The organism is Enterobacter cloacae complex sp. HYC042_NIDB (assembly GCF_056673315.1).
On record NZ_CP109650.1, the window covers coordinates 3,128,024 to 3,150,513 of the forward strand.

Annotated in this window: 25 protein-coding genes and 1 pseudogene; 18 read left to right on the plus strand and 8 right to left on the minus strand. The window is 56.2% G+C overall.

Translation table 11 applies throughout. From position 1 onward, the window contains the following. Nucleotides 1–511 precede the first annotated feature (511 nt). Complete coding sequence (fliE, locus tag OKF39_RS15060; RefSeq protein WP_013097729.1) at nucleotides 512–826, minus strand: flagellar hook-basal body complex protein FliE; 315 nt, start codon at nucleotides 824–826, stop codon at nucleotides 512–514. 228 nt (nucleotides 827–1,054) lie between these two features. Here fliE and fliF point away from each other — a divergent pair, with 228 nt between their 5' ends. From fliF to rcsA, 14 genes and pseudogenes are all read left to right on the plus strand, one after another. Beyond that, entirely contained in the window at nucleotides 1,055–2,734 is a 1,680-nt protein-coding gene (gene fliF, locus OKF39_RS15065) for a flagellar basal-body MS-ring/collar protein FliF (RefSeq protein WP_028013700.1), read from the plus strand. Continuing rightward, nucleotides 2,727–3,725 (plus strand): flagellar motor switch protein FliG, encoded by a 999-nt coding sequence (gene fliG, locus OKF39_RS15070; RefSeq protein WP_014832476.1) that lies wholly within the window; start codon nucleotides 2,727–2,729, stop codon nucleotides 3,723–3,725. The genes fliF and fliG overlap by 8 nt, the downstream gene beginning before the upstream one ends. Continuing rightward, nucleotides 3,718–4,425, plus strand: coding sequence for a flagellar assembly protein FliH (fliH, locus tag OKF39_RS15075; protein ID WP_045260350.1), 708 nt, complete (start codon nucleotides 3,718–3,720; stop codon nucleotides 4,423–4,425). The genes fliG and fliH overlap by 8 nt, the downstream gene beginning before the upstream one ends. Next, nucleotides 4,425–5,795 (plus strand): flagellar protein export ATPase FliI, encoded by a 1,371-nt coding sequence (gene fliI / locus OKF39_RS15080; protein WP_023330814.1) that lies wholly within the window; start codon nucleotides 4,425–4,427, stop codon nucleotides 5,793–5,795. The genes fliH and fliI overlap by 1 nt, the downstream gene beginning before the upstream one ends. A 21-nt stretch (nucleotides 5,796–5,816) precedes the next feature. Continuing rightward, nucleotides 5,817–6,260: a flagellar export protein FliJ gene (gene fliJ / locus OKF39_RS15085; protein WP_006811155.1), complete on the plus strand. Its 444-nt coding sequence runs from the start codon at nucleotides 5,817–5,819 to the stop codon at nucleotides 6,258–6,260. After that, on the plus strand, nucleotides 6,257–7,489 hold the full coding sequence (fliK, locus tag OKF39_RS15090; protein WP_479983099.1) for a flagellar hook length control protein FliK: 1,233 nt from the start codon (nucleotides 6,257–6,259) through the stop codon (nucleotides 7,487–7,489). Before fliJ ends, fliK begins: the two co-directional genes overlap by 4 nt. Before the next feature lie 106 nt (nucleotides 7,490–7,595). After that, nucleotides 7,596–8,066, plus strand: a complete 471-nt coding sequence (gene fliL, locus OKF39_RS15095) for a flagellar basal body-associated protein FliL (protein ID WP_021241388.1) — start codon at nucleotides 7,596–7,598, stop codon at nucleotides 8,064–8,066. Between the two features lie 4 nt (nucleotides 8,067–8,070). After that, a complete protein-coding gene (fliM, locus tag OKF39_RS15100; protein ID WP_028013703.1) occupies nucleotides 8,071–9,075 on the plus strand; it encodes a flagellar motor switch protein FliM in 1,005 nt (334 codons plus the stop codon). Then, a complete protein-coding gene (fliN, locus tag OKF39_RS15105; protein WP_003859592.1) occupies nucleotides 9,072–9,485 on the plus strand; it encodes a flagellar motor switch protein FliN in 414 nt (137 codons plus the stop codon). The genes fliM and fliN overlap by 4 nt, the downstream gene beginning before the upstream one ends. Nucleotides 9,486–9,487: 2 nt before the next feature. Continuing rightward, nucleotides 9,488–9,862: a flagellar biosynthetic protein FliO gene (fliO, locus tag OKF39_RS15110; RefSeq protein ID WP_045260352.1), complete on the plus strand. Its 375-nt coding sequence runs from the start codon at nucleotides 9,488–9,490 to the stop codon at nucleotides 9,860–9,862. Next, a complete protein-coding gene (gene fliP / locus OKF39_RS15115; RefSeq protein ID WP_028013705.1) occupies nucleotides 9,862–10,599 on the plus strand; it encodes a flagellar type III secretion system pore protein FliP in 738 nt (245 codons plus the stop codon). Before fliO ends, fliP begins: the two co-directional genes overlap by 1 nt. A gap of 9 nt (nucleotides 10,600–10,608) precedes the next feature. Then, complete coding sequence (fliQ, locus tag OKF39_RS15120; protein WP_008500315.1) at nucleotides 10,609–10,878, plus strand: flagellar biosynthesis protein FliQ; 270 nt, start codon at nucleotides 10,609–10,611, stop codon at nucleotides 10,876–10,878. A gap of 7 nt (nucleotides 10,879–10,885) precedes the next feature. After that, a pseudogene (fliR, locus tag OKF39_RS15125) lies at nucleotides 10,886–11,678 on the plus strand (flagellar biosynthetic protein FliR); the annotation flags it as partial. A 287-nt stretch (nucleotides 11,679–11,965) separates the two neighbouring features. After that, nucleotides 11,966–12,589 carry a transcriptional regulator RcsA gene (rcsA, locus tag OKF39_RS15130; RefSeq protein ID WP_013097740.1) on the plus strand — a complete coding sequence of 208 codons (624 nt, stop codon included), beginning with the start codon at nucleotides 11,966–11,968 and terminating at the stop codon, nucleotides 12,587–12,589. Nucleotides 12,590–12,690: 101 nt separating this feature from the next. Here rcsA and dsrB read toward each other — a convergent pair whose 3' ends face one another. Next, a complete protein-coding gene (gene dsrB, locus OKF39_RS15135; RefSeq protein WP_013097741.1) occupies nucleotides 12,691–12,879 on the minus strand; it encodes a protein DsrB in 189 nt (62 codons plus the stop codon). A gap of 128 nt (nucleotides 12,880–13,007) precedes the next feature. On the opposite strand from dsrB, the gene yodD reads away from it, so the two are divergent. Both yodD and OKF39_RS15145 read left to right on the plus strand, forming a co-directional pair. Then, nucleotides 13,008–13,235 (plus strand): YodD family peroxide/acid resistance protein, encoded by a 228-nt coding sequence (gene yodD, locus OKF39_RS15140; RefSeq protein WP_028013707.1) that lies wholly within the window; start codon nucleotides 13,008–13,010, stop codon nucleotides 13,233–13,235. Nucleotides 13,236–13,536: 301 nt separating this feature from the next. Beyond that, nucleotides 13,537–14,337: a mannosyl-3-phosphoglycerate phosphatase-related protein gene (locus tag OKF39_RS15145; RefSeq protein WP_045631638.1), complete on the plus strand. Its 801-nt coding sequence runs from the start codon at nucleotides 13,537–13,539 to the stop codon at nucleotides 14,335–14,337. Here OKF39_RS15145 and dgcQ read toward each other — a convergent pair. The 3 genes from dgcQ to OKF39_RS15160 all read right to left on the minus strand — a co-directional run bounded on the left by dgcQ (nucleotide 14,322) and on the right by OKF39_RS15160 (nucleotide 17,271). Further along, a complete protein-coding gene (gene dgcQ / locus OKF39_RS15150; protein WP_069733049.1) occupies nucleotides 14,322–16,022 on the minus strand; it encodes a cellulose biosynthesis regulator diguanylate cyclase DgcQ in 1,701 nt (566 codons plus the stop codon). The two genes, OKF39_RS15145 and dgcQ, sit on opposite strands and share 16 nt — an antisense overlap. A 73-nt stretch (nucleotides 16,023–16,095) precedes the next feature. Further along, nucleotides 16,096–16,278 carry a YodC family protein gene (locus OKF39_RS15155; protein ID WP_028013710.1) on the minus strand — a complete coding sequence of 61 codons (183 nt, stop codon included), beginning with the start codon at nucleotides 16,276–16,278 and terminating at the stop codon, nucleotides 16,096–16,098. Nucleotides 16,279–16,356: 78 nt separating this feature from the next. Beyond that, nucleotides 16,357–17,271, minus strand: a complete 915-nt coding sequence (locus OKF39_RS15160; protein ID WP_169804339.1) for a DUF808 domain-containing protein — start codon at nucleotides 17,269–17,271, stop codon at nucleotides 16,357–16,359. 175 nt (nucleotides 17,272–17,446) lie between these two features. Between OKF39_RS15160 and yedA the strand changes: the two genes are divergently transcribed. Further along, a complete protein-coding gene (yedA, locus tag OKF39_RS15165; RefSeq protein ID WP_479983100.1) occupies nucleotides 17,447–18,361 on the plus strand; it encodes a drug/metabolite exporter YedA in 915 nt (304 codons plus the stop codon). Here yedA and OKF39_RS15170 read toward each other — a convergent pair. From OKF39_RS15170 to OKF39_RS15180, 3 genes are all read right to left on the minus strand, one after another. After that, on the minus strand, nucleotides 18,333–18,824 hold the full coding sequence (locus OKF39_RS15170) for a very short patch repair endonuclease (RefSeq protein ID WP_063942268.1): 492 nt from the start codon (nucleotides 18,822–18,824) through the stop codon (nucleotides 18,333–18,335). The two genes, yedA and OKF39_RS15170, sit on opposite strands and share 29 nt — an antisense overlap. After that, entirely contained in the window at nucleotides 18,805–20,220 is a 1,416-nt protein-coding gene (locus OKF39_RS15175; RefSeq protein ID WP_045260358.1) for a DNA cytosine methyltransferase, read from the minus strand. Before OKF39_RS15175 ends, OKF39_RS15170 begins: the two co-directional genes overlap by 20 nt. A gap of 61 nt (nucleotides 20,221–20,281) precedes the next feature. Further along, nucleotides 20,282–20,983 carry a phosphohydrolase gene (locus OKF39_RS15180; protein WP_479983813.1) on the minus strand — a complete coding sequence of 234 codons (702 nt, stop codon included), beginning with the start codon at nucleotides 20,981–20,983 and terminating at the stop codon, nucleotides 20,282–20,284. A gap of 285 nt (nucleotides 20,984–21,268) precedes the next feature. On the opposite strand from OKF39_RS15180, the gene ompC reads away from it, so the two are divergent. Then, entirely contained in the window at nucleotides 21,269–22,435 is a 1,167-nt protein-coding gene (ompC, locus tag OKF39_RS15185; RefSeq protein ID WP_047367847.1) for a porin OmpC, read from the plus strand. Nucleotides 22,436–22,490 lie beyond the last annotated feature (55 nt).

Consider the following 22,490-nt stretch of genomic DNA (forward strand, 5'->3'; position numbering starts at 1 on the left):
AATTATCGCCGCGATACATAGAACGCCATCATTTCCATAGAATATCAACTCACTTATGCGTTTCCGAATGAATTTTCGTCCATTTATTATCCGATCAGCCCCATACTTGGGGCTCAGCACACACGTGCCAGTGAAATTATTTTCAGTTCCATCACATTCGAATGATTGTAATTTTGAAAGCGGTATTGAAGTCTTGAGACGTGACGATGACGCATCGGGGAGGTGTGCAATTGCTGCTTTTAATCGTACCCAGTAATTGGGTATAGCCCTTCAATCGGGAACAATGATTACCCGTGCCTGCCATCATTACGCAGTCGGGTCTTTCAACCAGTCGCAAGAGGCAGCAATGCGGCGCGCAAATGGTTTACCGGGTGTAGGGATCCTGGATGGCTAAAAATAACCAGGACCAGGTCCTCATTCTCAAACAGAAATCGAGAGCGTTTGCCCCATACATTCCCCACGCTGTAGGATCGGATGATTAATAATTATAAATAGCATCAGGTTAGATAACCTACACCTGCATCCCCATCACTTCCTGATAAGCCGACACCAGCTTGTTACGCACCTGGATCCCCATCTGCAGGGAAACCGAGGCTTTCTGCAAATCGGTCATCACATCATTGAGTGCCACGCCCGGCTCGCCGAGGGTGAACTTCTCCGCCTGCGTACGCGCAGCGGTCTGGGTATCGCTGATACGGTCAAGAGCGGCATGCAGTTGCCCCGCAAAGCTGATGGTCGGCTGCTGTTCTGCCACATTCTGATTACGGGCCGTCATCGCCGTTGCCTGCAACTGACTGATGACCCCTTCAATGCCCTGTATAGCCATGACTCTCCCCTGGATGGTTTTTTACGCGGTCAAGACTAACAGCTTGTCAATAAGATAATGGCGGTAAATAGCATGAAAAAACCAGGTTATTTGACGCATAGAAAATCCGGAATCGTCAAATAATGGCAGGGCCATCAATATGGAACTTTTGTCGTGTTTGCCGACCCGGGAGTCAGTTTTGTTTCTCTACACGAATAACGTAAACCACCAGGATTTAAGAGGTGCGCAATGAGTGCAACAGCATCGACAGCGCCACAAAATAAATCACTCGAGTGGATGAACCGCCTTCGCGCGAATCCTAAAATCCCGTTGATCGTGGCAGGCGCTGCCGCAATTGCGATCCTTGTAGCGATGGTTTTATGGGCGAAAAGCCCCGATTACCGCACGCTCTACAGCAACCTTTCCGATCAGGATGGCGGCGCCATCGTCACCCAGCTTACCCAGATGAACATCCCGTATCGCTTTGCCGATAATGGCGGTGCGCTTGAGGTACCGGCGGATAAAGTGCACGAGCTTCGTCTGCGCCTGGCACAGCAGGGCCTGCCAAAGGGCGGCGCGGTCGGCTTTGAGCTGCTGGACCAGGAAAAATTCGGCATCAGCCAGTTCAGCGAGCAGGTTAACTACCAGCGTGCGCTGGAAGGCGAACTGGCCCGCACCATTGAAACGTTAGGCCCGGTGAAGAGTGCCCGCGTGCACCTGGCAATGCCTAAACCCTCTTTATTTGTTCGGGAACAGAAATCCCCTTCAGCTTCCGTTACCGTGAACCTCGAACCCGGCCGCGCGCTGGACGAAGGGCAAATCAGCGCGGTAACGCATCTCGTCTCCAGCGCCGTCGCCGGCCTGCCGCCGGGTAACGTGACGCTGGTGGATCAAAGCGGACACCTGCTGACGCAATCCAATACCGCCGGGCGTGACCTGAACGACGCGCAGCTGAAATACGCCGCCGACGTTGAAAGCCGTCTCCAGCGTCGCATCGAAGCGATCCTCGGCCCGGTGGTGGGCAACAGCAACGTGCACGCCCAGGTGACCGCGCAGATTGACTTCTCTAATAAAGAACAAACCGAAGAGCAATACAGCCCGAACGGCGATGCGGCTCAGGCGGTAATGCGTTCACGCCAGATAAACTCCAGCGAACAGATCGGCGGGGCCTACCCTGGCGGCGTGCCGGGCGCGCTCTCTAACCAGCCAGCGCCGGCAAACGCGGCGCCGATTTCCACGCCGCCGGCCAACCAGCAGAACGGTCAGCAAAATAATCAGCAGACCACCTCAACGACCAATAACGCCGGTCCGCGCTCCAGCAGCCGTAACGAAACCACGAACTATGAAGTGGACCGGACGATCCGCCACACTAAGCTGAACGTGGGCGATATTCAGCGTCTTTCCGTTGCGGTGGTGGTGAACTACAAAACCCTGCCGGACGGCAAACCGTTGCCGTTAACCGCCGAGCAGATGAAGCAGATTGAGAACCTGACCCGCGAAGCGATGGGCTACTCCGAGAAGCGCGGCGATACCCTCAACGTGGTGAACTCTCCGTTTAACTCGGTTGAAGAGACCGGCGGTGAACTGCCGTTCTGGCAACAGCAGGCGTTTATCGACCAGCTGATGTCCGCAGGCCGCTGGCTGCTGGTGCTGATTGTCGCGTGGCTGCTGTGGCGTAAGGGCGTTCGTCCTCAGCTACAGCGTCGTGCGGAAGCCGAAAAAGCGGCTCGCGAGCAGATGAATACGCGTCAGGAAACGGAAGAAGCGGTTGAAGTTCGCCTCAGCAAAGATGAACAGATGCAGCAGCGTCGTGCTAACCAGCGCATGGGCGCTGAGGTGATGAGCCAGCGCATTCGCGAAATGTCAGATAACGATCCGCGCGTCGTGGCGCTGGTCATCCGCCAGTGGATGGGTAACGAACATGAGTAATACGCTTACGGGCACCGATAAAAGCGTCATCCTGCTGATGACCATTGGCGAAGATCGCGCGGCAGAGGTGTTTAAACACCTCTCCCAGCGAGAAGTGCAAATTCTCAGTGCGGCGATGGCCAACGTGCGTCAAATCTCCAACAAACAGCTGACCGAAGTGCTGTCAGAGTTTGAACAGGAAGCCGAACAGTTTGCCGCGCTGAACGTCAACGCCAACGACTACCTGCGCTCCGTGCTGGTCAAGGCGCTGGGCGAAGAGCGTGCCGCCAGCCTGCTGGAAGACATTCTGGAAACCCGCGATACCGCCAGCGGTATCGAAACGCTCAACTTTATGGAGCCGCAGAGTGCCGCCGACCTGATTCGCGACGAGCACCCGCAGATTATCGCCACCATCCTGGTTCACCTCAAACGTGGCCAGGCGGCGGATATTCTGGCCCTGTTCGAAGAGCGCCTGCGTCACGATGTGATGCTGCGTATCGCCACCTTCGGCGGCGTTCAGCCGGCCGCGCTGGCAGAGCTGACCGAAGTGCTGAACAACCTGCTCGACGGCCAGAACCTCAAGCGCAGCAAAATGGGCGGCGTGAGAACGGCGGCGGAAATTATCAACCTGATGAAAACGCAGCAGGAAGAAGCCGTCATTTCGGCGGTTCGCGAATTCGACGGCGAGCTGGCGCAGAAAATCATCGACGAGATGTTCCTGTTCGAAAACCTCGTCGAAGTGGACGACCGCAGCATCCAGCGCCTGCTCCAGGAAGTGGATTCCGAGTCGCTGCTTATCGCCCTCAAAGGCGCCGAACAGCCGCTGCGCGAGAAGTTCCTGCGCAACATGTCTCAGCGTGCGGCCGATATCCTGCGCGACGACCTTGCCAACCGTGGCCCGGTGCGTCTGTCTCAGGTGGAAAACGAACAGAAAGCCATCCTGCTTATTGTTCGTCGTCTGGCGGAAACCGGCGAGATGGTGATTGGCAGCGGAGACGACACCTATGTCTAATGAGCTGTCGTGGAAGCGCTGGACTCCGGACGATCTTGCCCCTCCCCTTGCCGAATTCACGCCCGCGGTGGTCTCGCCCGCAGAGCCCGACGCGGACGTTGAACAGCCCGAGCTAAGCGAAGAGGAGCAGCAAGCGCAGATGCTGGCCCAGCTGCAAATGCAGGCGCACGAGCAGGGCTATAACGCCGGTCTGAACGAAGGCCGCCAGAAGGGGCACGATCTGGGGTACCAGGAAGGCCTGGCGAAAGGGTTAGAGCACGGCATCGATCAGGCGCGCCAGCAGCAGGCGCCGATCCATGCCCGCATGCAGCAGCTGGTCAGCGAGTTCCAGCACACGCTGGACGCGCTGGACAGCGTGATCGCCTCGCGTCTGATGCAGATGGCGCTGGAGGCGGCGCGTCAGGTTATCGGCCAGACGCCCGTGGTGGATAACACCGCGCTGATCAAACAAATTCAGGGTCTGCTTCAGCAGGAACCGCTGTTCAGCGGCAAACCGCAGCTGCGCGTCCACCCGGACGATCTGCAGCGCGTTGAAGAGAGCCTGGGCGCAACGCTGAGCCTGCACGGCTGGCGTCTGCGCGGCGACCCATCCTTACACCACGGCGGATGCAAAGTCTCTGCCGATGAAGGCGACCTGGATGCCAGCGTCGCCACCCGCTGGCAGGAACTGTGTCGCCTGGCGGCACCGGGAGTCGTCTGATGACCGCACGCCTTACCCGCTGGCTCACCACGCTCGACAACTTTGAGACGAAGATGGCGCAACTGCCATCTGTTCGTCGTTATGGGCGACTGACGCGCGCCACCGGTCTGGTACTGGAGGCCACCGGCCTGCAGCTTCCCCTGGGTGCGACCTGCGTCATTGAGCGTCAGGATGGGCAGGAAACGCGTGAAGTGGAAAGCGAAGTGGTCGGGTTTAACGGCCAGCGCCTGTTCCTGATGCCGCTTGAAGAGGTGGAAGGCATTCTGCCCGGCGCGCGCGTTTACGCCAAAAACATCAGCGGCGACGGGCTGCAAAGCGGGAAACAGCTGCCGCTTGGCCCTGCCCTGCTCGGCCGCGTGCTGGACGGAAGCGGGAAGCCGCTGGATGGCCTGCCCGCGCCGGACACCACCGAAACCGGCGCGCTGATTACCCAGCCGTTCAACCCCCTGCAGCGTACCCCTATTGAGCACGTGCTGGATACCGGCGTGCGTCCGATTAACGCCCTGCTCACCGTAGGGCGCGGACAGCGCATGGGCCTGTTCGCCGGTTCCGGCGTCGGGAAATCCGTCCTGCTCGGCATGATGGCGCGCTATACCCAGGCCGACGTGATTGTCGTGGGGCTGATCGGCGAGCGTGGTCGCGAAGTAAAAGACTTTATTGAAAACATTCTGGGTGCGGAAGGCCGCGCCCGCTCGGTGGTGATCGCCGCGCCGGCGGACGTGTCGCCGCTGCTGCGTATGCAGGGTGCCGCCTACGCCACCCGTATCGCCGAAGATTTTCGTGACCGCGGCAAGCACGTGCTGCTGATCATGGACTCCCTCACCCGCTACGCGATGGCGCAGCGTGAAATTGCGCTGGCCATCGGCGAGCCGCCGGCCACCAAAGGCTATCCGCCTTCGGTCTTCGCCAAACTTCCGGCGCTGGTAGAGCGTGCAGGGAACGGAATCAGCGGCGGCGGCTCCATCACCGCGTTCTATACGGTGCTGACCGAGGGCGATGACCAGCAGGACCCGATTGCCGACTCCGCGCGCGCGATCCTTGACGGCCATATCGTGCTGTCGCGCCGCCTGGCCGAAGCCGGGCACTACCCGGCAATTGATATTGAAGCGTCCATCAGCCGTGCGATGACGGCATTGATTACCGAGAAGCACTACGCCCGCGTGCGTAACTTCAAACAACTGCTTTCCAGCTTCCAGCGCAACCGCGATCTGGTCAGCGTGGGGGCGTATGCCAAAGGCAGCGACCCGATGCTCGATAAGGCGATTAGCCTGTGGCCGCAGCTGGAGGCGTTTTTACAACAGGGCATTTTTGAGCGTGCCGACTGGGAAGATTCAATCCAGGCTCTGGAGCTGATTTTCCCGCAGGTGTAACACAGGTGGAGGGCGAAGGTCATGGCGCAAAACAGCGCGTTATCAACGCTGAAAGATCTGGCTGAAAAAGAAGTTGATGATGCCGCATTGCAGCTTGGCGCAATGCGACGCGGGTGCCAGCAGGCTGAAGAACAGTTGAAGATGTTAATCGACTATCAGCATGAATATCGCACCAACCTCAATACCGATATGACGCAGGGCATTGGCAGCCAGCGCTGGATTAACTATCAGCAGTTTATCCAGACGCTCGAGAAGGCGATAGAGCAGCACCGCCAGCAGCTAAACCAGTGGACCCAAAAAGTCGATACCGCGCTGAATTTCTGGCGCGAGAAAAAACAGCGGCTGCAGGCCTGGCAGACCTTACAGGACCGGCAGATAGCAGCCTCGACCCTGGCGGAAAACCGCCTGGATCAGAAGAAAATGGATGAGTTTGCCCAGCGCGCATCAATGAGGAAACCGGAATGATCACACTGCAACAACTGCTGATGAGCGACAGCGACCCGTCAGGCGGGATGCAAACAGGGAAAGGCACTGAGGGTGCACAGGACTTTCTCTCCCTGCTGGCGGGCGCCCTGACGGATGCAACGGGCAAGGGCAACGATGCGCCGCTCACCCTGGCGGACCTGAAAGCCGCCGGCAGCAAGCTGTCGATAGTCGCGCAGGAGGCCAAAGGCGATACCGCTCTGCAGGCCAAAATTGCCGACCTGCTCTCGCGTCAGCCTGCGCTGAATGGCGTTGAAACGTCGGAGCCCGCGCCGCTTGAAACGTTGGTCTCCGGGCTGGTACCGCTGTCAAAGGGCGACGCGCTTAAGACGCTCACCGCGGCCAACGGTAAAGATGACGCTAAAACCGAGCTGAGCGAAGAAGAGCTGGCGGGGCTAAGCGCGCTGATGGCGATGCTGCCGCACCAGCAGACGACCGCCTCTCGTGCGGCAGGCAGCGACGGCGTTCACGCCACCTCGGCGCTGAGTTCAGCCACGCTTTCGCAAAACGGTGCGGGACAGCCGCCGTCCCTGAACGCGCCTGCGGGAAGCCATGATAAAGCGCCGCTTTCTGCGTCCTATCAGAGCCAGGCGAAGAACAACGGTCCGGATCTCGCCGCCAACGCGCCAGCCACACCGGTCGTGGCCGCAGCCGCTGAGAAGCAGGACTTCGCCAGCGCCTCCTCGTCATCTTCGCCGACCGCTACCCTGGCGCCGATTATCTCCAGCCATGCGGCCAGCCAGCCTGCCGCTACCGTTGCCACCGCCCCGGTGCTAAGCCAGCCTCTGGGCACACATGAATGGCAGCAGTCCCTGAGCCAGCACATCACCCTGTTCACTAAGCAGGGCCAGCAGACGGCGGAGCTGCGCCTGCACCCGGAAGATCTGGGCCAGGTGCAAATCTCGCTGAAGCTGGACGATAACCAGGCACAGCTGCAGATGGTCTCTGCGCACAGCCACGTACGCGCGGCGCTGGAAGCCGCGCTGCCGGTCCTGCGGACCTCGCTGGCGGAAAACGGCATTCAGCTTTCTCAAAGCAGCGTCAGCAGCGAGAGCTTTGCCGGGCAACAGCAGTCTTCATCCCAGCAGCACCATGCTTCACGCCCGGGCCAGCACGGCGGTTTTAATGAAGAGAGCGATGAGCTCCTGCCGACCCCTGCCGCCCTGCAATCCGCGGCGCGCGGTAACGGTGCCGTAGACATCTTCGCCTAAACGCCAGAGGTAGCGTGATTATCCCCGTCTTTTCCACGCTTTGACGACGGCAGGACACGGGATAATCACCTTATTAAGCTGTACCGAAACAGGAAGCTCGTATCAGATGACAGACTCCGCTATCACCAAAAAAAGCAAGCGTTCCATCTGGATCCCGCTGCTGGTGTTGATCACGCTCGCCGCCTGCGCTACCGCGGGCTATAGTTACTGGCGTATGCAGCAGGAACCTTCAACCGCTGCGGCCAAAGCCGAACCTGCCCCACCGCCGGCGCCGGTCTTTTTCCCTCTGGACACCTTCACCGTTAACCTCGGTGACGCGGATCGCGTGCTGTATGTCGGTATTACGCTGCGCCTGAAGGACGAAGCAACCCGCGCGCGCCTGAACGATTATCTGCCGGAAGTGCGTAGCCGCCTTCTCCTGCTGTTTTCTCGTCAGGACGCCTCCGCGCTGGCTACCGACGTGGGTAAGCAAAAGCTGGTCGACGCCATCAAGCAGACGCTGGCCACCCCGCTGGTAAACGGTCAACCTAAGCAGGAAGTCACTGACGTTCTGTACACAGCCTTTATTCTGCGGTAACGACATGGGCGACAGTATTCTTTCTCAGGCAGAAATCGACGCGCTGCTTAACGGCGACAGCGATAAGAGTGACGACCCGCAACCGGGTCTCACCGGCGACGATAATATTCGTCCTTACGATCCCAATACCCAGCGTCGCGTGGTACGTGAACGTCTGCAGGCACTGGAGATCATTAACGAACGTTTTGCACGTCAGTTCCGTATGGGGCTGTTTAACCTGCTGCGTCGTAGCCCGGATATCACGGTCGGTGCGATCCGCATCCAGCCGTATCATGAGTTTGCCCGCAACCTGCCGGTGCCAACCAACCTTAACCTGATTCATCTGAAGCCGCTGCGCGGCACCGGTCTGGTGGTGTTTTCCCCAAGCCTGGTGTTCATCGCGGTGGATAACCTGTTCGGCGGCGACGGGCGTTTTCCGACCAAAGTTGAAGGTCGTGAATTCACCCACACCGAGCAGCGCGTCATTAACCGCATGCTGAAGCTGGCGCTGGAATCATACAGCGACGCGTGGAAAGCGATTAACCCGCTGGAAGTGGAGTACGTCCGTTCTGAGATGCAGGTGAAATTTACCAATATCACCACCTCCCCGAACGATATCGTCGTCAATACGCCGTTCCACGTGGAGATCGGTAACCTGACCGGTGAGTTCAACATCTGCCTGCCGTTCAGCATGATTGAACCGCTGCGCGAGCTGCTGGTTAACCCGCCGCTGGAGAACTCACGCAACGAAGATCAGAACTGGCGTGAAAACCTGGTGCGCCAGGTGCAGCACTCGCAGCTGGAGCTGGTGGCGAACTTTGCCGACATTTCGATGCGGTTATCCCAGATCCTGAAATTACAACCCGGCGACGTTTTGCCGATAGACAAACCCGACCGCATTATTGCCCACGTGGATGGTGTCCCCGTACTTACAAGCCAGTACGGCACGATTAACGGTCAGTATGCGTTACGCGTTGAGCACTTGATCAACCCGATTTTGAATTCGCTGAATGAGGAACAGCCCAAATGAGTGACATGAACAATCCGTCCGATGAAAACAGCGGAGCACTGGACGATCTGTGGGCTGACGCGTTAAACGAGCAAAAAACGACTCCGACAAAAAGCGCGGCGGACGCGGTATTCCAGCAGTTAGGCGGCGGCGACGTCAGCGGCACGCTGCAGGACATCGACCTGATTATGGACATCCCGGTTAAGCTGACCGTTGAACTGGGACGCACCCGGATGACCATTAAAGAGCTGCTGCGCCTCACGCAGGGTTCAGTTGTGGCCCTTGACGGCCTGGCCGGCGAGCCGCTGGATATTCTGATCAACGGTTATCTTATTGCCCAGGGTGAAGTGGTGGTGGTTGCCGATAAATACGGCGTGCGCATCACCGACATCATCACCCCGTCTGAACGCATGCGTCGTCTGAGCCGTTAAGCATGAAAACCCAGGCAACAATATCACAGCCTTCCGCCGTTCCCGGCTCCCCGCTGCTCCAGGTGAGCGGGGCGCTGTTCGGTATTATTGCCTTTATTCTTATCGCCGCCTGGCTGGCAAAGCGTTTTGGCCTGGCGGGTAAAACGGCCGGCACCCGCGGCCTGAAGGTCAGCGCCAGCACGACGCTTGGGCCGCGCGAACGCGTGGTCATCGTCGATGTGGAAGATGCGCGTCTGGTTCTGGGCGTAACCGGCTCAAACATCAACGTATTACATAAACTGCCGCCCGCCCCGGTCACGGTGGACGAGCGCGCACAAGCCCCTGCGGATTTTCAGTCCGTCATGAAGAGTTTGCTTAAGCGTTCCGGGAGAACCTGATGCGCCGTTTGTTATCCCTGACGCTTGCGGGCGTTGGCCTGTTTGCTCCTGCGGTTTATGCGCAGTTGCCCGGTCTGGTTTCCACGCCGATTGCGGGCGGCGGCCAGAGCTGGTCGCTCCCGGTTCAGACGCTGGTCTTCATCACCTCGCTGACCTTTATTCCGGCCATTCTGCTGATGATGACCAGCTTTACCCGCATCATCATCGTTTTTGGTCTGCTGCGAAACGCGCTGGGCACCCCTTCGGCGCCGCCAAACCAGGTGCTTCTGGGGCTGGCGCTGTTTTTGACCTTTTTCATCATGTCGCCGGTGATCGATAAGATTTATACCGACGCCTACCAGCCGTTCAGCGAAGACAAAATTTCGATGCAGGAGGCGCTGGAAAAAGGCGCGCAGCCCCTGCGGGAATTTATGCTGCGCCAGACGCGCGAGGCGGACCTGGCCCTCTTCGCCCGCCTGTCCAACACCGGCGAGCTGCAGGGCCCGGAAGCGGTACCGATGCGCATTCTGCTGCCGGCCTATGTCACCAGCGAGCTGAAAACCGCGTTCCAGATTGGCTTTACCATTTTTATCCCGTTCCTGATTATCGACCTGGTGATCGCCAGCGTCCTGATGGCGCTCGGGATGATGATGGTACCGCCCGCCACCATTGCCCTGCCCTTTAAGATCATGCTTTTTGTGCTGGTCGATGGCTGGCAGCTGCTGGTCAGCTCGCTGGCGCAAAGTTTTTACAGTTAAGGAACGGCAATGACACCCGAATCGGTCATGATGATGGGCACGGAAGCGATGAAAATCGCGATTGCCGTTGCCGCGCCGCTGCTGCTTGTCGCGCTGGTTACCGGCCTGATTATCAGTATTCTTCAGGCTGCCACGCAGATTAACGAAATGACGCTGTCGTTTATCCCGAAAATCATCGCCGTGTTCGTGGCGATTATCGTGGCCGGACCGTGGATGCTGAACCTGCTGCTGGACTATATGCGCAACCTGTTTACCAATCTGCCGTACATCATCGGCTGACCTGACGATGCTGCACTTCACCAGCGACCAGTGGGTTCAGTGGCTCGGCGTCTATTTCTGGCCGATGCTGCGCATTCTGGCGCTGATCTCCACCGCCCCCATTCTCAGCGAGAAATCGATCCCCAAGCGCGTTAAGGTGGGGCTGGGCATTATCATCACCATTATCGTCGCCCCTTCCCTGCCACCCGTGGATATTCCCATCTTCTCGGCTAACGCGGTATGGGTCGCTTTACAGCAGGTGATGATTGGCGTCGCCGTGGGCTTTACCATGCAGCTCGCCTTCGCCGCCGTGCGCACGGCCGGTGAGTTGATTGGCCTGCAGATGGGGCTATCGTTCGCCACGTTTGTCGATCCCGGCAGCCATCTCAACATGCCGGTGCTGGCGCGCATCATCGATCTGCTCGCCATGCTGCTGTTTTTGTCGCTCAACGGTCATCTGTGGCTCATCTCCATGCTGGTGGATACTTTCCATACGCTGCCGATCGGTGATAACCCGGTCAACAGCAATGCCTTCCTCGCGCTGACCCGCGCGGCGGGGCTGATCTTCCTCAACGGTCTGATGCTGGCTCTGCCGATCATCACCCTGCTGCTCACCGTCAACCTGGCATTAGGCTTGCTGAACAGAATGGCACCGCAGCTCTCGGTGTTTGTGATTGGTTTTCCGCTAACGTTGACGGTCGGAATTTTATTAATGTCATTACTGATGCCACTTATCGCCCCCTTCTGTGAACATTTATTCGGCGAGATATTCAATCTGTTAGCGGATATTGTCAGCGAATTGCCACGTAAATAATAGTCCTCACGATCGCTATTGTCTTTCTGAGGATATTCCTAAAATAAAACGCGAAAAACATCTTCCAGGATATATCTGACGCGGTTTAAATGTTTCTAACCACCTCACAATACTTAATATTTACTTTACTTTAAGAAGATTCCTGGCAAATTATACGTAACTTTACGGGATAGTGAGTCCGCCTGAAAGTCTTTGTCATGCTCACAGGTTTATTATTTTTTTCCATCCCGTATGGCTGTTTTGAGCTCTCAGGCAGATGGTGAATTATCGTTACGCATTGAGTGAGGGTATGCCATGTCAACGATCATTATGGATTTATGCAGCTACACCCGGCTAGGGTTAACCGGGTACCTGGCAAGCAGAGGGGTAAGAAAGAGAGACATCAACGATGCACACACCGTTGAAGAACTCGCAGCCGCTTGTGACGAACTCAAACCAGGCGTGGTGTTTATTAATGAGGACTGTTTCATTCACGATCCAGCCAACAGTCAGCACATTAAGCAAATCATTAATCAGCATCCAAAAACCCTGTTTATTGTTTTTATGGCGATCGCGAATATCCATTTCGATGAGTATTTGTTGGTCCGTAAAAATTTATTGATCAGTTCTAAGTCGATTAAACCCGAGTCGCTGGATGACATTCTGGGTGATTATTTGAATAAAGAAGTTAAAAATGTAGGAGCGGTTAACTTACCCACCCTTTCATTAAGCAGGACTGAATCAAGTATGCTGCGAATGTGGATGGCTGGACAAGGAACTATTCAGATCTCCGACCAGATGAATATTAAAGCGAAAACCGTTTCGTCACACAAAGGAAATATTAAAAGGAAAATTAAAACGCATAATAAGCAAGTGATCTATCACGTGGTACGTCTGACCGATAATGTGACGAACGGGATTTTCGTCAACATGCGTTAGTGGCTTAAACCCCTTTGCACCCTACCTTTGATCTCTGGCCTGGCCAGAGATTTTTGCTTTTGCGGACGTGGTGGGCACGCGCAATGCCACCCGACGCAGTACTACTCCGCTTTCTCAACAAAAATGCCGTCCGGATGCCCCAGTTCGTTAAAAAACCAGATGCCGAGCGGGTAGTCTTCCAGTGAGACCAGGTACATTGTGCCTTCACTAAACTCTTCAATTGCCAGCACCACCCCCGGGCGGCGCGGCCCACCGTCCGTTTTAACGGTTACCCGATCGTTGACCTTCATACATTCCTCCTCTGGTTTTGAGCCAGTGTAGAACAAAACGCAAAAACACACATCGCCGCACGGCGTGAATGGCGTTTTTATACACAGTCTATACTTACCGTGGACACGGTTTAATGAGGAGCCCCGTAATGAAGACCGATAAAGAGTACAGCGACACCATCAAACGCGAGGTCGAGGTGGATGTCGATGCCCTGCTGGCCGCCATCAATGAGATCAGTGAGTCAGAAGTCCGCCGCACGAACGATGGTTCGGACCACGTCATTGTTAACGGGAGGGATTATCACACCTACCGCGAGCTGGCGGAGGCCTTCGAGTTGGATATTCATGACTTTAGCGTGTCTGAAGCAAATCGTTAACACGAAAAAAATCCCGGTCATGGGGATGGCCGGGATCAAAACTTGCTTATGCAAGAAGCACTTGAAAATTCGTTACACCAGGAAATCTGATGTACAAACAACACTATCCCCAACGATTTTGCATGACAAGCATATATTCTTACGGCGAATATAATATTTTTAACATAATCGTTTTGGTTATGAGCAACAACATACGCCGAATGCGGGTTTGGCTGGATTAGTTCTTTTCAATCCGGTTTAAGCTCAGATATTTTTTTAGGAATATTCTTAGATTAAGGTTCATTCATTTTCGGGAGTTACTATGCTTTCACTCCGGGGTCCCCTGCTGATTTTTTCCGATCTGGATGGATCGCTGCTGGATATTCATACCTATGAGTGGCAGCCCGCGATGCCGTGGCTGGATAAACTGCAGGATAACCAGGTACCGGTGATTCTTTGCAGCAGCAAGAGCGCGGCAGAGATGCTGGATATTCAGCAGGATCTGGGTCTGGAAGGGTTACCGTTTATCGCTGAGAACGGCGCGGTGATTCAGCCTGACGTGCGCTGGGAAATGGGTCAGCGCCACATCAACGGCATGACGCACCGGGAGATTCGTCCGCTTATTGAGCAAATCCGCCAGCAGGCGGGCTTCAAATTCACCACCTTTGACGACGTGGACGAACGCGTCATTAGCGAATGGACGGGGGTGACCCGCTACCGGGCGGCGCTTGCCCGCAAGCATGACGCCTCCGTCACGCTCATCTGGCGTGATTCCGACGAAGCCATGGCCCGGTTTGAAGCGGCGCTGGCGCAACGCGGGCTGAAATGCCTGCAGGGTGCCCGTTTCTGGCATATTCTCGATGCCGGCTGCGGTAAGGACGTTGCGGCTAACTGGCTAATCGCGCAGTACCGTGAACGGGAAAATATTGAACCCACGACCCTGGGGCTCGGCGATGGGCCGAACGACGCGCCGCTGCTGGACAGCGTGGACTTCGCGGTGGTGATTAAGGGGATAAACCGCCAGGGTATTACGTTACGGGACGATAACCCCCGCCGGGTTTATCACACCCGGCAGGCGGGACCGCTCGGCTGGCAGGAGGGGCTGGATCACTTTTTGTCATGATCGTGCCAGACAACCCGGTTACGTCCGTCCTGTTTAGCTTTATATAACCGGGCATCCGCCACGGACTGCAGCTGTTCGAAATCGTAATTTTCGTTTTCCCGGGCGCTGCTGACGCCGAGTGACGCGCTGATGCGCAGGGTCGTACTCTTCTTCACCAGAATCTCCTTGCTGTTGATTCGGCAGCGAATACGCTCCGCGACGCCTCTCGCCTCCTCAAGACCGAGCCCCGGCAGGACGATACAAAACTCTTCCCCGCCCACGCGTCCTGCCACGTCGTTTTTACGCAATGCGCTGGAAATCAGCCCTGCCGAGTGGGAAAGCACCTTATCACCGGCCTGGTGACCGAACCGATCGTTGACGCTTTTAAAATGGTCGAGGTCTAACTGAATGACCGAGAACGGCAACGACTGTTGATGACACTTCTTCGCCAGCAGTTTCGCGCGTTCGAACAGCGCACCGCGATTATTCAGGCGGGTTAGCGGGTCGTGCCAGGCCTGCCACTTGAGCGAGTGCTGCAGCGTATACATATTGCTAACCATCCGGCGGATCACCAGCCACGAAATCAGCAGCATCGCGGTAAAGAGTGCCCACAGTAATGCCAGTACGATACTGATGCTGCCGAAGTCGCCCTGTACCCCTTCCTGCAGAGTATGGACACGCAAAACCAGGCCATCAAAATGATCGAGCCGCTGCCAGCTGATGAAACGGCTGCCGAGGCGGATGCCACCACCAGTATCGTGCTCGATCGCCTGCGCTATCTGCGCGAGTTCGCGTTCATCGAAATGGTTCACCTGTTTATCTGTCTTTTCAGAGGAGGCAATCATATTGAGCCGGGAGTCGTACAGCTGATACTCCCCCTCCGTACGGTCGTCCGTCGCCTCTGCCAGCAGGCGTTGCATCGTATTCAGCGAGAAATCCATCGCCACCACGCCATACCAGTAGTGATTGAAATAAATGGGGACGCTGGCAGTGATCGTTCGCTCGTCACCGGTCCAGGATGACGGCGTGGAGATAAACCAGCGCACCGCGCGGGAGCGATTGTTACGTTCCGACTGCTGGGTAAACCAGGACTGCGTGACCAGGTGATAATAGCGGGGGATAATATCGCTCGCCTCTGTTAGCGTATCCGTCGAAAGATAAAACCCGGCGCGTGAAACGTAGATCACCCGCGATTCACTATGCCTGCTCGACGTCGCCAGCCTGAGCAGATAACCCACCTCAAGCGCGGCTGAAATTTCATTGCTGATGCGTTCAGCGTCCCGGTTCAGTATCGACGTTTTTTCAACAAACGCATCCGAGACGCCGTTAATCGGAAGTGTGCGATTTCTGTCAACGAGGAGCTGCCAGGTGGGACGCATGCGTAATGCGTTAAAGTGCGATACTGCATCGTGCAAAACATTGAAGGCCAGCGGCGTCTGTAGCGCATCGCGCATGCTCTGGCGAAATAACAGCATTTTATCCACGCTGTACTGCAGCTGCCTGTCCAGCGAGCTGGCCACGGTTTCCAGGTGGTTGCGCTGGCTGGAGATATACGCCTCTTCGAGGACCACCACTTCACGCCAGGTCAGGAGGGTTGAAAATACCAGAACAGTGATAAAACAGAGGTTAACAATCAAACCCGGATTGCTACGCTTATGCAGCCATTGCAGAAAAGATCGTCTTACAACAAAGGTATCGCGCTGCACACACACTCCCTGATTACTGCCTTACACCCGGTACTTCAGTTAAAAACGCCCGGCAAAGCCGGGCGTTATGTGATTAAGCCTGATCGTGCTTGCGCTGGCCGTCACCCGGCTGAAGCTCATCTTCACGAAAGGCTTCCTGCTTAATGCTGTAGCCATCATGCCACCGACATTCCACCATTCCGCTGGAATACCCGGTGACAATCATGCGCGGGCCGCCCTTCTTAGGCTTAACTTCATCACTGACCAAAAAGACCATACCTGCCTCCTGTATCAGGGTGAAACTGTTTCAATTTAGACGAGGAATGGTCTTTTTGCACCCTGCGACGGGTAACAATTAGTGCGCCGTACCGCGCATTTTTTCGATCAGTTTCACCGCCGCCACCACGATAGCGCCAACGATAAAGCCCAGCACCAGATTAAGCAGCGTGGGCAGAATCGCTGCCACCACACTCCCCTGCGCCGAGGCGAAATGTTCGATGGCATGGTGCAGCGGCGCAATGCCGTGGACCACAATGCCGCCGCCCACGAGGAACATCGCCAGGGTCCCCACCACGGACAAGCTCTTCATCAGCCACGGCGCCAGCGTCAGTAAGCCTTTGCCGATGCCTTTAGCCACCGCGCTGGATTTCTCCTCCAGCCAGTAGCCGATATCATCCAGCTTCACGATCAGTCCGACCAGGCCGTAAACGCCCACCGTGACCAGAATGGCGATCCCGGAGAGGATCAACACCTGATTCAGCAGCGGCGCATCGGAGACAATGCCCAGCGTAATGGCGACAATTTCAGCCGACAGAATGAAATCGGTGCGAATGGCGCCTTTGATTTTATCGCGCTCGAAAACTTTCGGATCCTGCGCGGCAAGCGCTTCAAGGCGCTGCTGGCGCGCCTCCGGGGTATCCTTCTGCTTGCGCGAGCTCAAAGAGTGCAGGACCTTCTCCACGCCTTCGAAGCACAAGAATGCCCCGCCAATCATCAGCAGCGGCGTGATGGCCCAGGGGATGAATGCGCTGATCAGCAGCGCCAGCGGCACCAGGATCACTTTGTTCAGAAACGAGCCTTTTGCCACACCCCACACCACTGGCAGCTCACGGTTAGCCCGTACCCCGCTCACCTGTTGGGCGTTAAGCGAGAGATCGTCCCCCAGCACCCCTGCGGTTTTCTTCGCCGCCAGTTTCCCCATCACGGAAATATCATCCAGTAAGGTGGCAATATCATCCAGCAATGTTAATAAGCTACTTCCTGCCAAAATGGTGATCCTTCTTTTTTTGGTAATTAAGTGAATAGTATGGAGCAAAAGCGCAATCGCGGAAACAGGCAGCTTTCGTCAACAAAAAATTCACATCAACTACACAATTAAAGGGCTCGCCAGCGCGATAGTTTTCGCGTTTACTATCAGCGACCTTTTTATTTCGTCGTGAGGGATTATGCGTTTCCGGCAACTGCTTCCGCTTATCGGAGCACTTTTTTCGCTGTATATCATCTGGGGTTCAACCTATTTTGTCATTCGCATCGGCGTGGAAAGCTGGCCGCCGCTGATGATGGCGGGCATTCGCTTCCTCTCGGCGGGTGTGCTGCTGCTGGCCTTCCTGCTGCTGCGCGGGCATAAGCTTCCACCGCTCCGCCCAATGCTGAACGCCGCCCTGATAGGCCTGCTGCTGCTGGCGGTGGGGAATGGCTTTGTGACCATTGCCGAGCACCAGAACGTACCGTCAGGGATCGCCGCCGTGGTCGTTGCCACCGTACCGCTGTTTACCCTCTGCTTCAGCCGTCTTTTCGGCATCCGCACTCGCAAGCTGGAGTGGCTGGGGATTGGCATCGGCCTTGCCGGCATTATTCTGCTTAACAGCGGCGGTAACCTGAGCGGGAATCCGTGGGGCGCAGTGATTATCCTTATCGGCTCGATGAGCTGGGCGTTTGGTTCCGTATACGGTTCGCGTATCGAACTTCCGACCGGCATGATGGCGGGGGCAATAGAGATGCTTGCGGCTGGGAATGTGCTGCTGCTGGCCTCAGCCCTGACGGGAGAGGAGCTGACTACCCTGCCGCCGTTGTCGGGCTTCCTGGCGGTAGGCTATCTGGCGCTGTTTGGCTCCATCATCGCCATCAACGCCTACATGTTCCTGATCCGTAACGTCTCACCGGCGGTTGCCACCAGCTATGCCTACGTCAACCCGGTCGTGGCCGTGCTGCTCGGCACCGGGCTTGGCGGTGAAACGCTCTCTCCGGTTGAGTGGTTAGCTTTAGGGGTGATTGTTTTTGCCGTCGTGCTGGTGACCTTAGGCAAATATTTGCTGCCGGCAAAGCCCGTGGTTACGCCTTGCGAGGTGGAGAAACCGTAAGCGCGTGGATCCCCTGCGTGTCGATCTGCGCGGCCTGGCCGCCGCCGCAGATCCACTCTTCCAGCCGTTCGCTCAGATCGGCATCGTTCAGCTTTAACCGTCCTCTCAGCGCACACTCCCAGACGATCAGCACTCGCCAGTCCTGCGCGACAAGCGTGGCGAGATCCCGCGCATCTCGCTCAACGTTCTTGCCAATCTTTTCCAGCCAGAAATCGGTGCGCGTCGCCGGGACTTTAAACAGGTAGCAGTCGTGATGATGCCAGAAACAGCCGTGGGTGAAGATAATGCACCGATACGCGTCAATGACGAAATCCGGGCGACCCGCAAGCGCGGGATCCTGCACGCGAAAGTCGAAGCCCGCCTGTGTCAGCAGCCCGGCCAGACGCTTTTCAATCGCGGTGTCACGCGTGCCGATGGCACGCATGTTTTTGCTCCGCGTGGCCTTATCGTGAACGTCCGTCATTGACGGCCTCACCCTGGCGGAGCGCCACCGCCTGTCTGATGCGCGGGGCCAGCAGTTTTGCCACCGCCGCGAACGCGGGCACCACCACTGAGTTACCAAACTGACGGTAAGCCTGAGTGTCCGAAACCGGAATGCGGAAACGGTAGCCCTGTGGCGTTTCAAAGCCCATCAGCCGGGCGCACTCCCGCGGCGTGAGGCGCCGCGGACGGTGACGCTGGTTTTGCGGATCGTCGAAATCTTTCTCGCCCAGCGCTTTATCCCAGCCTCTGTCGATCAGGATTTCAGCGCCGTCTTTGTAGTAGCGAGCGGACAGCGTGCGGGTCACGCTGTGCGGATCGTTTGGGTTCACCATGCCAAACCCGAAGCCGTTGCCTTTGGCCTGATGCTTTTTGGCATAGCGGTAGAGGTATTTCCACAGGATTGGGGTAAGGATAAATTTCGCGTCGACCACCGGCTCCAGCAGGTCGGCAATGGTTGGACGACGCTCGGGGTATAAGGAGGGAATATCCCGCAGGGTGAAATCCCCCTTCAGATTGAGATCGCGGCGGAAACCGACGAGCACAATGCGTTCGCGATGCTGGGGCAGGAAGTGTTTCCCGTCGATAATTTTCGGGTCATCCGCGCCCATGTCCCCGGAATCCGCCACGTCATAGCCCAGCTCGTCCAGCGTTTGCATGATAATACGGAAGGTCTTTCCACCGTCGTGGCTCTTTAAGTTCTTGACGTTTTCCAGCACGAATATGGCCGGGCGACGGGCGTCAATGATTCGGGCCACATCGAAAAACAGCGTTCCCTGCGTATCGCAGGCAAAACCGTGGGCACGCCCGAGGGCATTCTTTTTGGAGACGCCGGCCAGCGAGAAAGGCTGACACGGGAAGCCCGCCAGCAGCACGTCATGCGCCGGAATCGTCTGGCGAATGTGCTCGGCGGCTTGTTCATCCGTGACGCCGCTTTTATGGCTCAGGGTAACGTCGCGGATATCGGCGTTGAAATGATGTTCATGCGGATCGCAGTACCAGTTCGCTTTATAAGTGCGTACCGCATGTTTGTTCCACTCGCTGGTAAACACGCACTGACCGCCGATAGCTTCAAAGCCGTGCCGGATGCCACCGATGCCGGCAAACAGATCGATAAAGCGGAAGGCATAGTTCGGGTGCGCGGCAGACGGCCGCGGAAGCAGATCTTGCAGATAACGAAACTCGCTTTCGCTCAGGCGGCGCCCTGCCCGATCGCTGGTCAGCAGTCGCTTAAGGATGGCCGGGCTCCAGTGGCTCTCGCCGTGCGCCACCAGCTGGTTTGCCAGCGTTTTAGCGTCATAAATATCCAGCAGCTGGCGCAGTAATGCCTGCACCGTTGCCGTTGACTTCTCAGCCTGCTCTGGCGCGGGCTCTGTCACTGATCGATTTTCCTGCATTCTTTTAACCGGGCAATAAAGACTGGAAACAGATTACCACAGTTCACTTTCGCAAACTGCGACGGAAGCGGTGTTGAATCTGGCTATCCAGCCCGATGCAGTCGCCCTGTAATTCGGCACTGAGTTTCGCCATAAACTGAATCAGAAAATCGGCGTTGTGCTGCGCGAGCTCGCGCCCGACGTCGGTTTGCATTGTATCAGGCAAGCGCAGCAGCTTGGTCTGAAAATGATCGAGCGCAAACGCCCGGTCATCAAGCGGGCGCGCGTCGGCAAACGGATCGTCCGCGTCAAAAAGCGGTACGCCCAGCGCGCCTGACACGGCAAACACGCGCGCCAGGCCAATCGCCCCCAGCGCCTCCAGACGATCTGCATCCTGGACAATTTTGGCCTCAATCGTGTACGGCGTCAGGCCGGCGCTGAAACTGTGCGCCTCGATGGCGTGCTCCACGGCGGCATAGCGATCGGACGGAAAGTCAGGGAAATCGCGGTGCAGAATGTCCCGCGTTCTGCGGGCAGCCAGACGCGACGACTGGCTGCGTTCAGGATGATTTTTCGGCAGGTTAACGATGTCGTGAAAATAGCAGGCGGTCAGGATCGTCAGCGGGTCGACGTGGTGATGAACCATGATTTTCTGCGCCGTCAGCCAGACGCGACGGAAGTGTGAAATATCGTGCGCGGTGTCGTCGGTCGCGTGATGTTCATCAAGCCAGGATTCAAAGCGCTGCTGCCACTGTATGAGTTCCATCATCCTTTCCTGTTACGAAAATGGGCACTGAATTATAACATAGCTAAATAAAATAAATTAAAAAATAGAACCCCGAAATACTTAATAATAATTACCCGCAATACTTTCAAGCGATTAATTCATATGAAAAATAAAGAGATTTTTGGAAATATTTTGTAATATTTTCACTGGTTTAATTACATTTATTTTTGAACCAAATTCACGAGCCATAGAATAGTATCAAACACGTAATTACGGAGGGTGATTACATATATTCATATAAATTATCTTTAAAGGGAATATATAATGAAAAGAAAAGTTCTGGCAATTCTTGTACCCGCTTTATTAATGGCTGGCGCGGCAAACGCGGCTGAAATGTATAACAAAGACGGCAATAAAGTTGACCTGTACGGCAAGGTTGACGCGCGTCATACCTTCTCCGACAACGCGGGCGACGACGGCGACGAAACCTACGTGCAGATTGGTTTCAAAGGCGAAACACAGATTACCCGCGATCTGGTCGGTTACGGTCAGTGGGAATATAAAACCTACGCAAATGATACCGAAGACGCCGGGGATACCTCTTTCAACCGTCTGGCCTATGCGGGCCTGAAATATGGCGAATACGGTTCATTTGATTATGGCCGTAATTACGGCGTCGTGTATGACGTTGAAGCCTGGACCGATATGCTGCCGGTATTTGGTGGCGATTCCTACACCTGGACTGACAACTATATGGTTGGCCGTACCAACGGTGTTGCGACCTACCGTAATAATGATTTCTTCGGTCTGGTTGATGGCCTGAACTTCGCGCTGCAGTATCAGGGTGCTAACGAAGGCGCAAACGCTAACGAAGATCAGGAAGGCACCAAAAACGGTCACGACGACGTACGCTTCCAGAACGGCGACGGCTTCGGTATGTCTACCACCTATGACTTCGACTTCGGCCTGACCCTGGGTGCGGCGTATTCTTCCTCTGACCGTACCAACGATCAGGTTGCTTATGGCGCGGGCAACTATAACCGCTTCAGCAAATACGCAGGCGGTGACCGTGCAGACGCATGGACCGTTGGCGCAAAATATGATGCTCAAGGCGTCTACCTGGCGATGATGTACGCGGAAACCCGCAACATGACGCCGTACGGCAGCGACGGCATCGCCAACAAAACGCAGAACTTTGAAGCCGTAGCGCAATACCAGTTTGACTTCGGTCTGCGTCCATCCCTGGCGTGGGTCTATTCCAAAGGCATCGATCTGGGCGGTAACGATTATCACCCACGCAATGGCTATGACTATGTAGACCAGGATCTGGTTAACTACATCGACCTGGGCATGACCTACAACTTCAACAAGAACTTCTCCACCTACGTTGATTATAAAATCAACCTGCTGGACGAAGATGACGCCTTCTACAATGACAATGGTATTGCAACCGATGACATTGTTGGCATCGGCATGATCTACCAGTTCTGATCCCTGAAAATACTAAAGCCCGCATTTGCGGGCTTTTTTGTTTCAAGGGACACTA

Excerpts from the sequence above, each read along its gene's own strand:
- OKF39_RS15170 (WP_063942268.1), bottom strand. The coding sequence starts at position 18,824 with ATGACGGACGTTCACGATAAGGCCACGCGGAGCAAAAACATGCGTGCC.
- yodD (WP_028013707.1), top strand. The coding sequence starts at position 13,008 with ATGAAGACCGATAAAGAGTACAGCGACACCATCAAACGCGAGGTCGAG.
- fliJ (WP_006811155.1), top strand. The coding sequence starts at position 5,817 with ATGGCGCAAAACAGCGCGTTATCAACGCTGAAAGATCTGGCTGAAAAA.
- fliL (WP_021241388.1), top strand. The coding sequence starts at position 7,596 with ATGACAGACTCCGCTATCACCAAAAAAAGCAAGCGTTCCATCTGGATC.
- fliK (WP_479983099.1), top strand. The coding sequence starts at position 6,257 with ATGATCACACTGCAACAACTGCTGATGAGCGACAGCGACCCGTCAGGC.
- fliE (WP_013097729.1), bottom strand. The coding sequence starts at position 826 with ATGGCTATACAGGGCATTGAAGGGGTCATCAGTCAGTTGCAGGCAACG.
- rcsA (WP_013097740.1), top strand. The coding sequence starts at position 11,966 with ATGTCAACGATCATTATGGATTTATGCAGCTACACCCGGCTAGGGTTA.
- fliO (WP_045260352.1), top strand. The coding sequence starts at position 9,488 with ATGAAAACCCAGGCAACAATATCACAGCCTTCCGCCGTTCCCGGCTCC.
- fliN (WP_003859592.1), top strand. The coding sequence starts at position 9,072 with ATGAGTGACATGAACAATCCGTCCGATGAAAACAGCGGAGCACTGGAC.
- yedA (WP_479983100.1), top strand. The coding sequence starts at position 17,447 with ATGCGTTTCCGGCAACTGCTTCCGCTTATCGGAGCACTTTTTTCGCTG.
- fliP (WP_028013705.1), top strand. The coding sequence starts at position 9,862 with ATGCGCCGTTTGTTATCCCTGACGCTTGCGGGCGTTGGCCTGTTTGCT.
- OKF39_RS15180 (WP_479983813.1), bottom strand. The coding sequence starts at position 20,983 with ATGGAACTCATACAGTGGCAGCAGCGCTTTGAATCCTGGCTTGATGAA.
- fliF (WP_028013700.1), top strand. The coding sequence starts at position 1,055 with ATGAGTGCAACAGCATCGACAGCGCCACAAAATAAATCACTCGAGTGG.
- ompC (WP_047367847.1), top strand. The coding sequence starts at position 21,269 with ATGAAAAGAAAAGTTCTGGCAATTCTTGTACCCGCTTTATTAATGGCT.
- OKF39_RS15145 (WP_045631638.1), top strand. The coding sequence starts at position 13,537 with ATGCTTTCACTCCGGGGTCCCCTGCTGATTTTTTCCGATCTGGATGGA.
- fliH (WP_045260350.1), top strand. The coding sequence starts at position 3,718 with ATGTCTAATGAGCTGTCGTGGAAGCGCTGGACTCCGGACGATCTTGCC.
- fliG (WP_014832476.1), top strand. The coding sequence starts at position 2,727 with ATGAGTAATACGCTTACGGGCACCGATAAAAGCGTCATCCTGCTGATG.
- dsrB (WP_013097741.1), bottom strand. The coding sequence starts at position 12,879 with ATGAAGGTCAACGATCGGGTAACCGTTAAAACGGACGGTGGGCCGCGC.
- fliI (WP_023330814.1), top strand. The coding sequence starts at position 4,425 with ATGACCGCACGCCTTACCCGCTGGCTCACCACGCTCGACAACTTTGAG.
- fliM (WP_028013703.1), top strand. The coding sequence starts at position 8,071 with ATGGGCGACAGTATTCTTTCTCAGGCAGAAATCGACGCGCTGCTTAAC.
- OKF39_RS15155 (WP_028013710.1), bottom strand. The coding sequence starts at position 16,278 with ATGGTCTTTTTGGTCAGTGATGAAGTTAAGCCTAAGAAGGGCGGCCCG.
- fliQ (WP_008500315.1), top strand. The coding sequence starts at position 10,609 with ATGACACCCGAATCGGTCATGATGATGGGCACGGAAGCGATGAAAATC.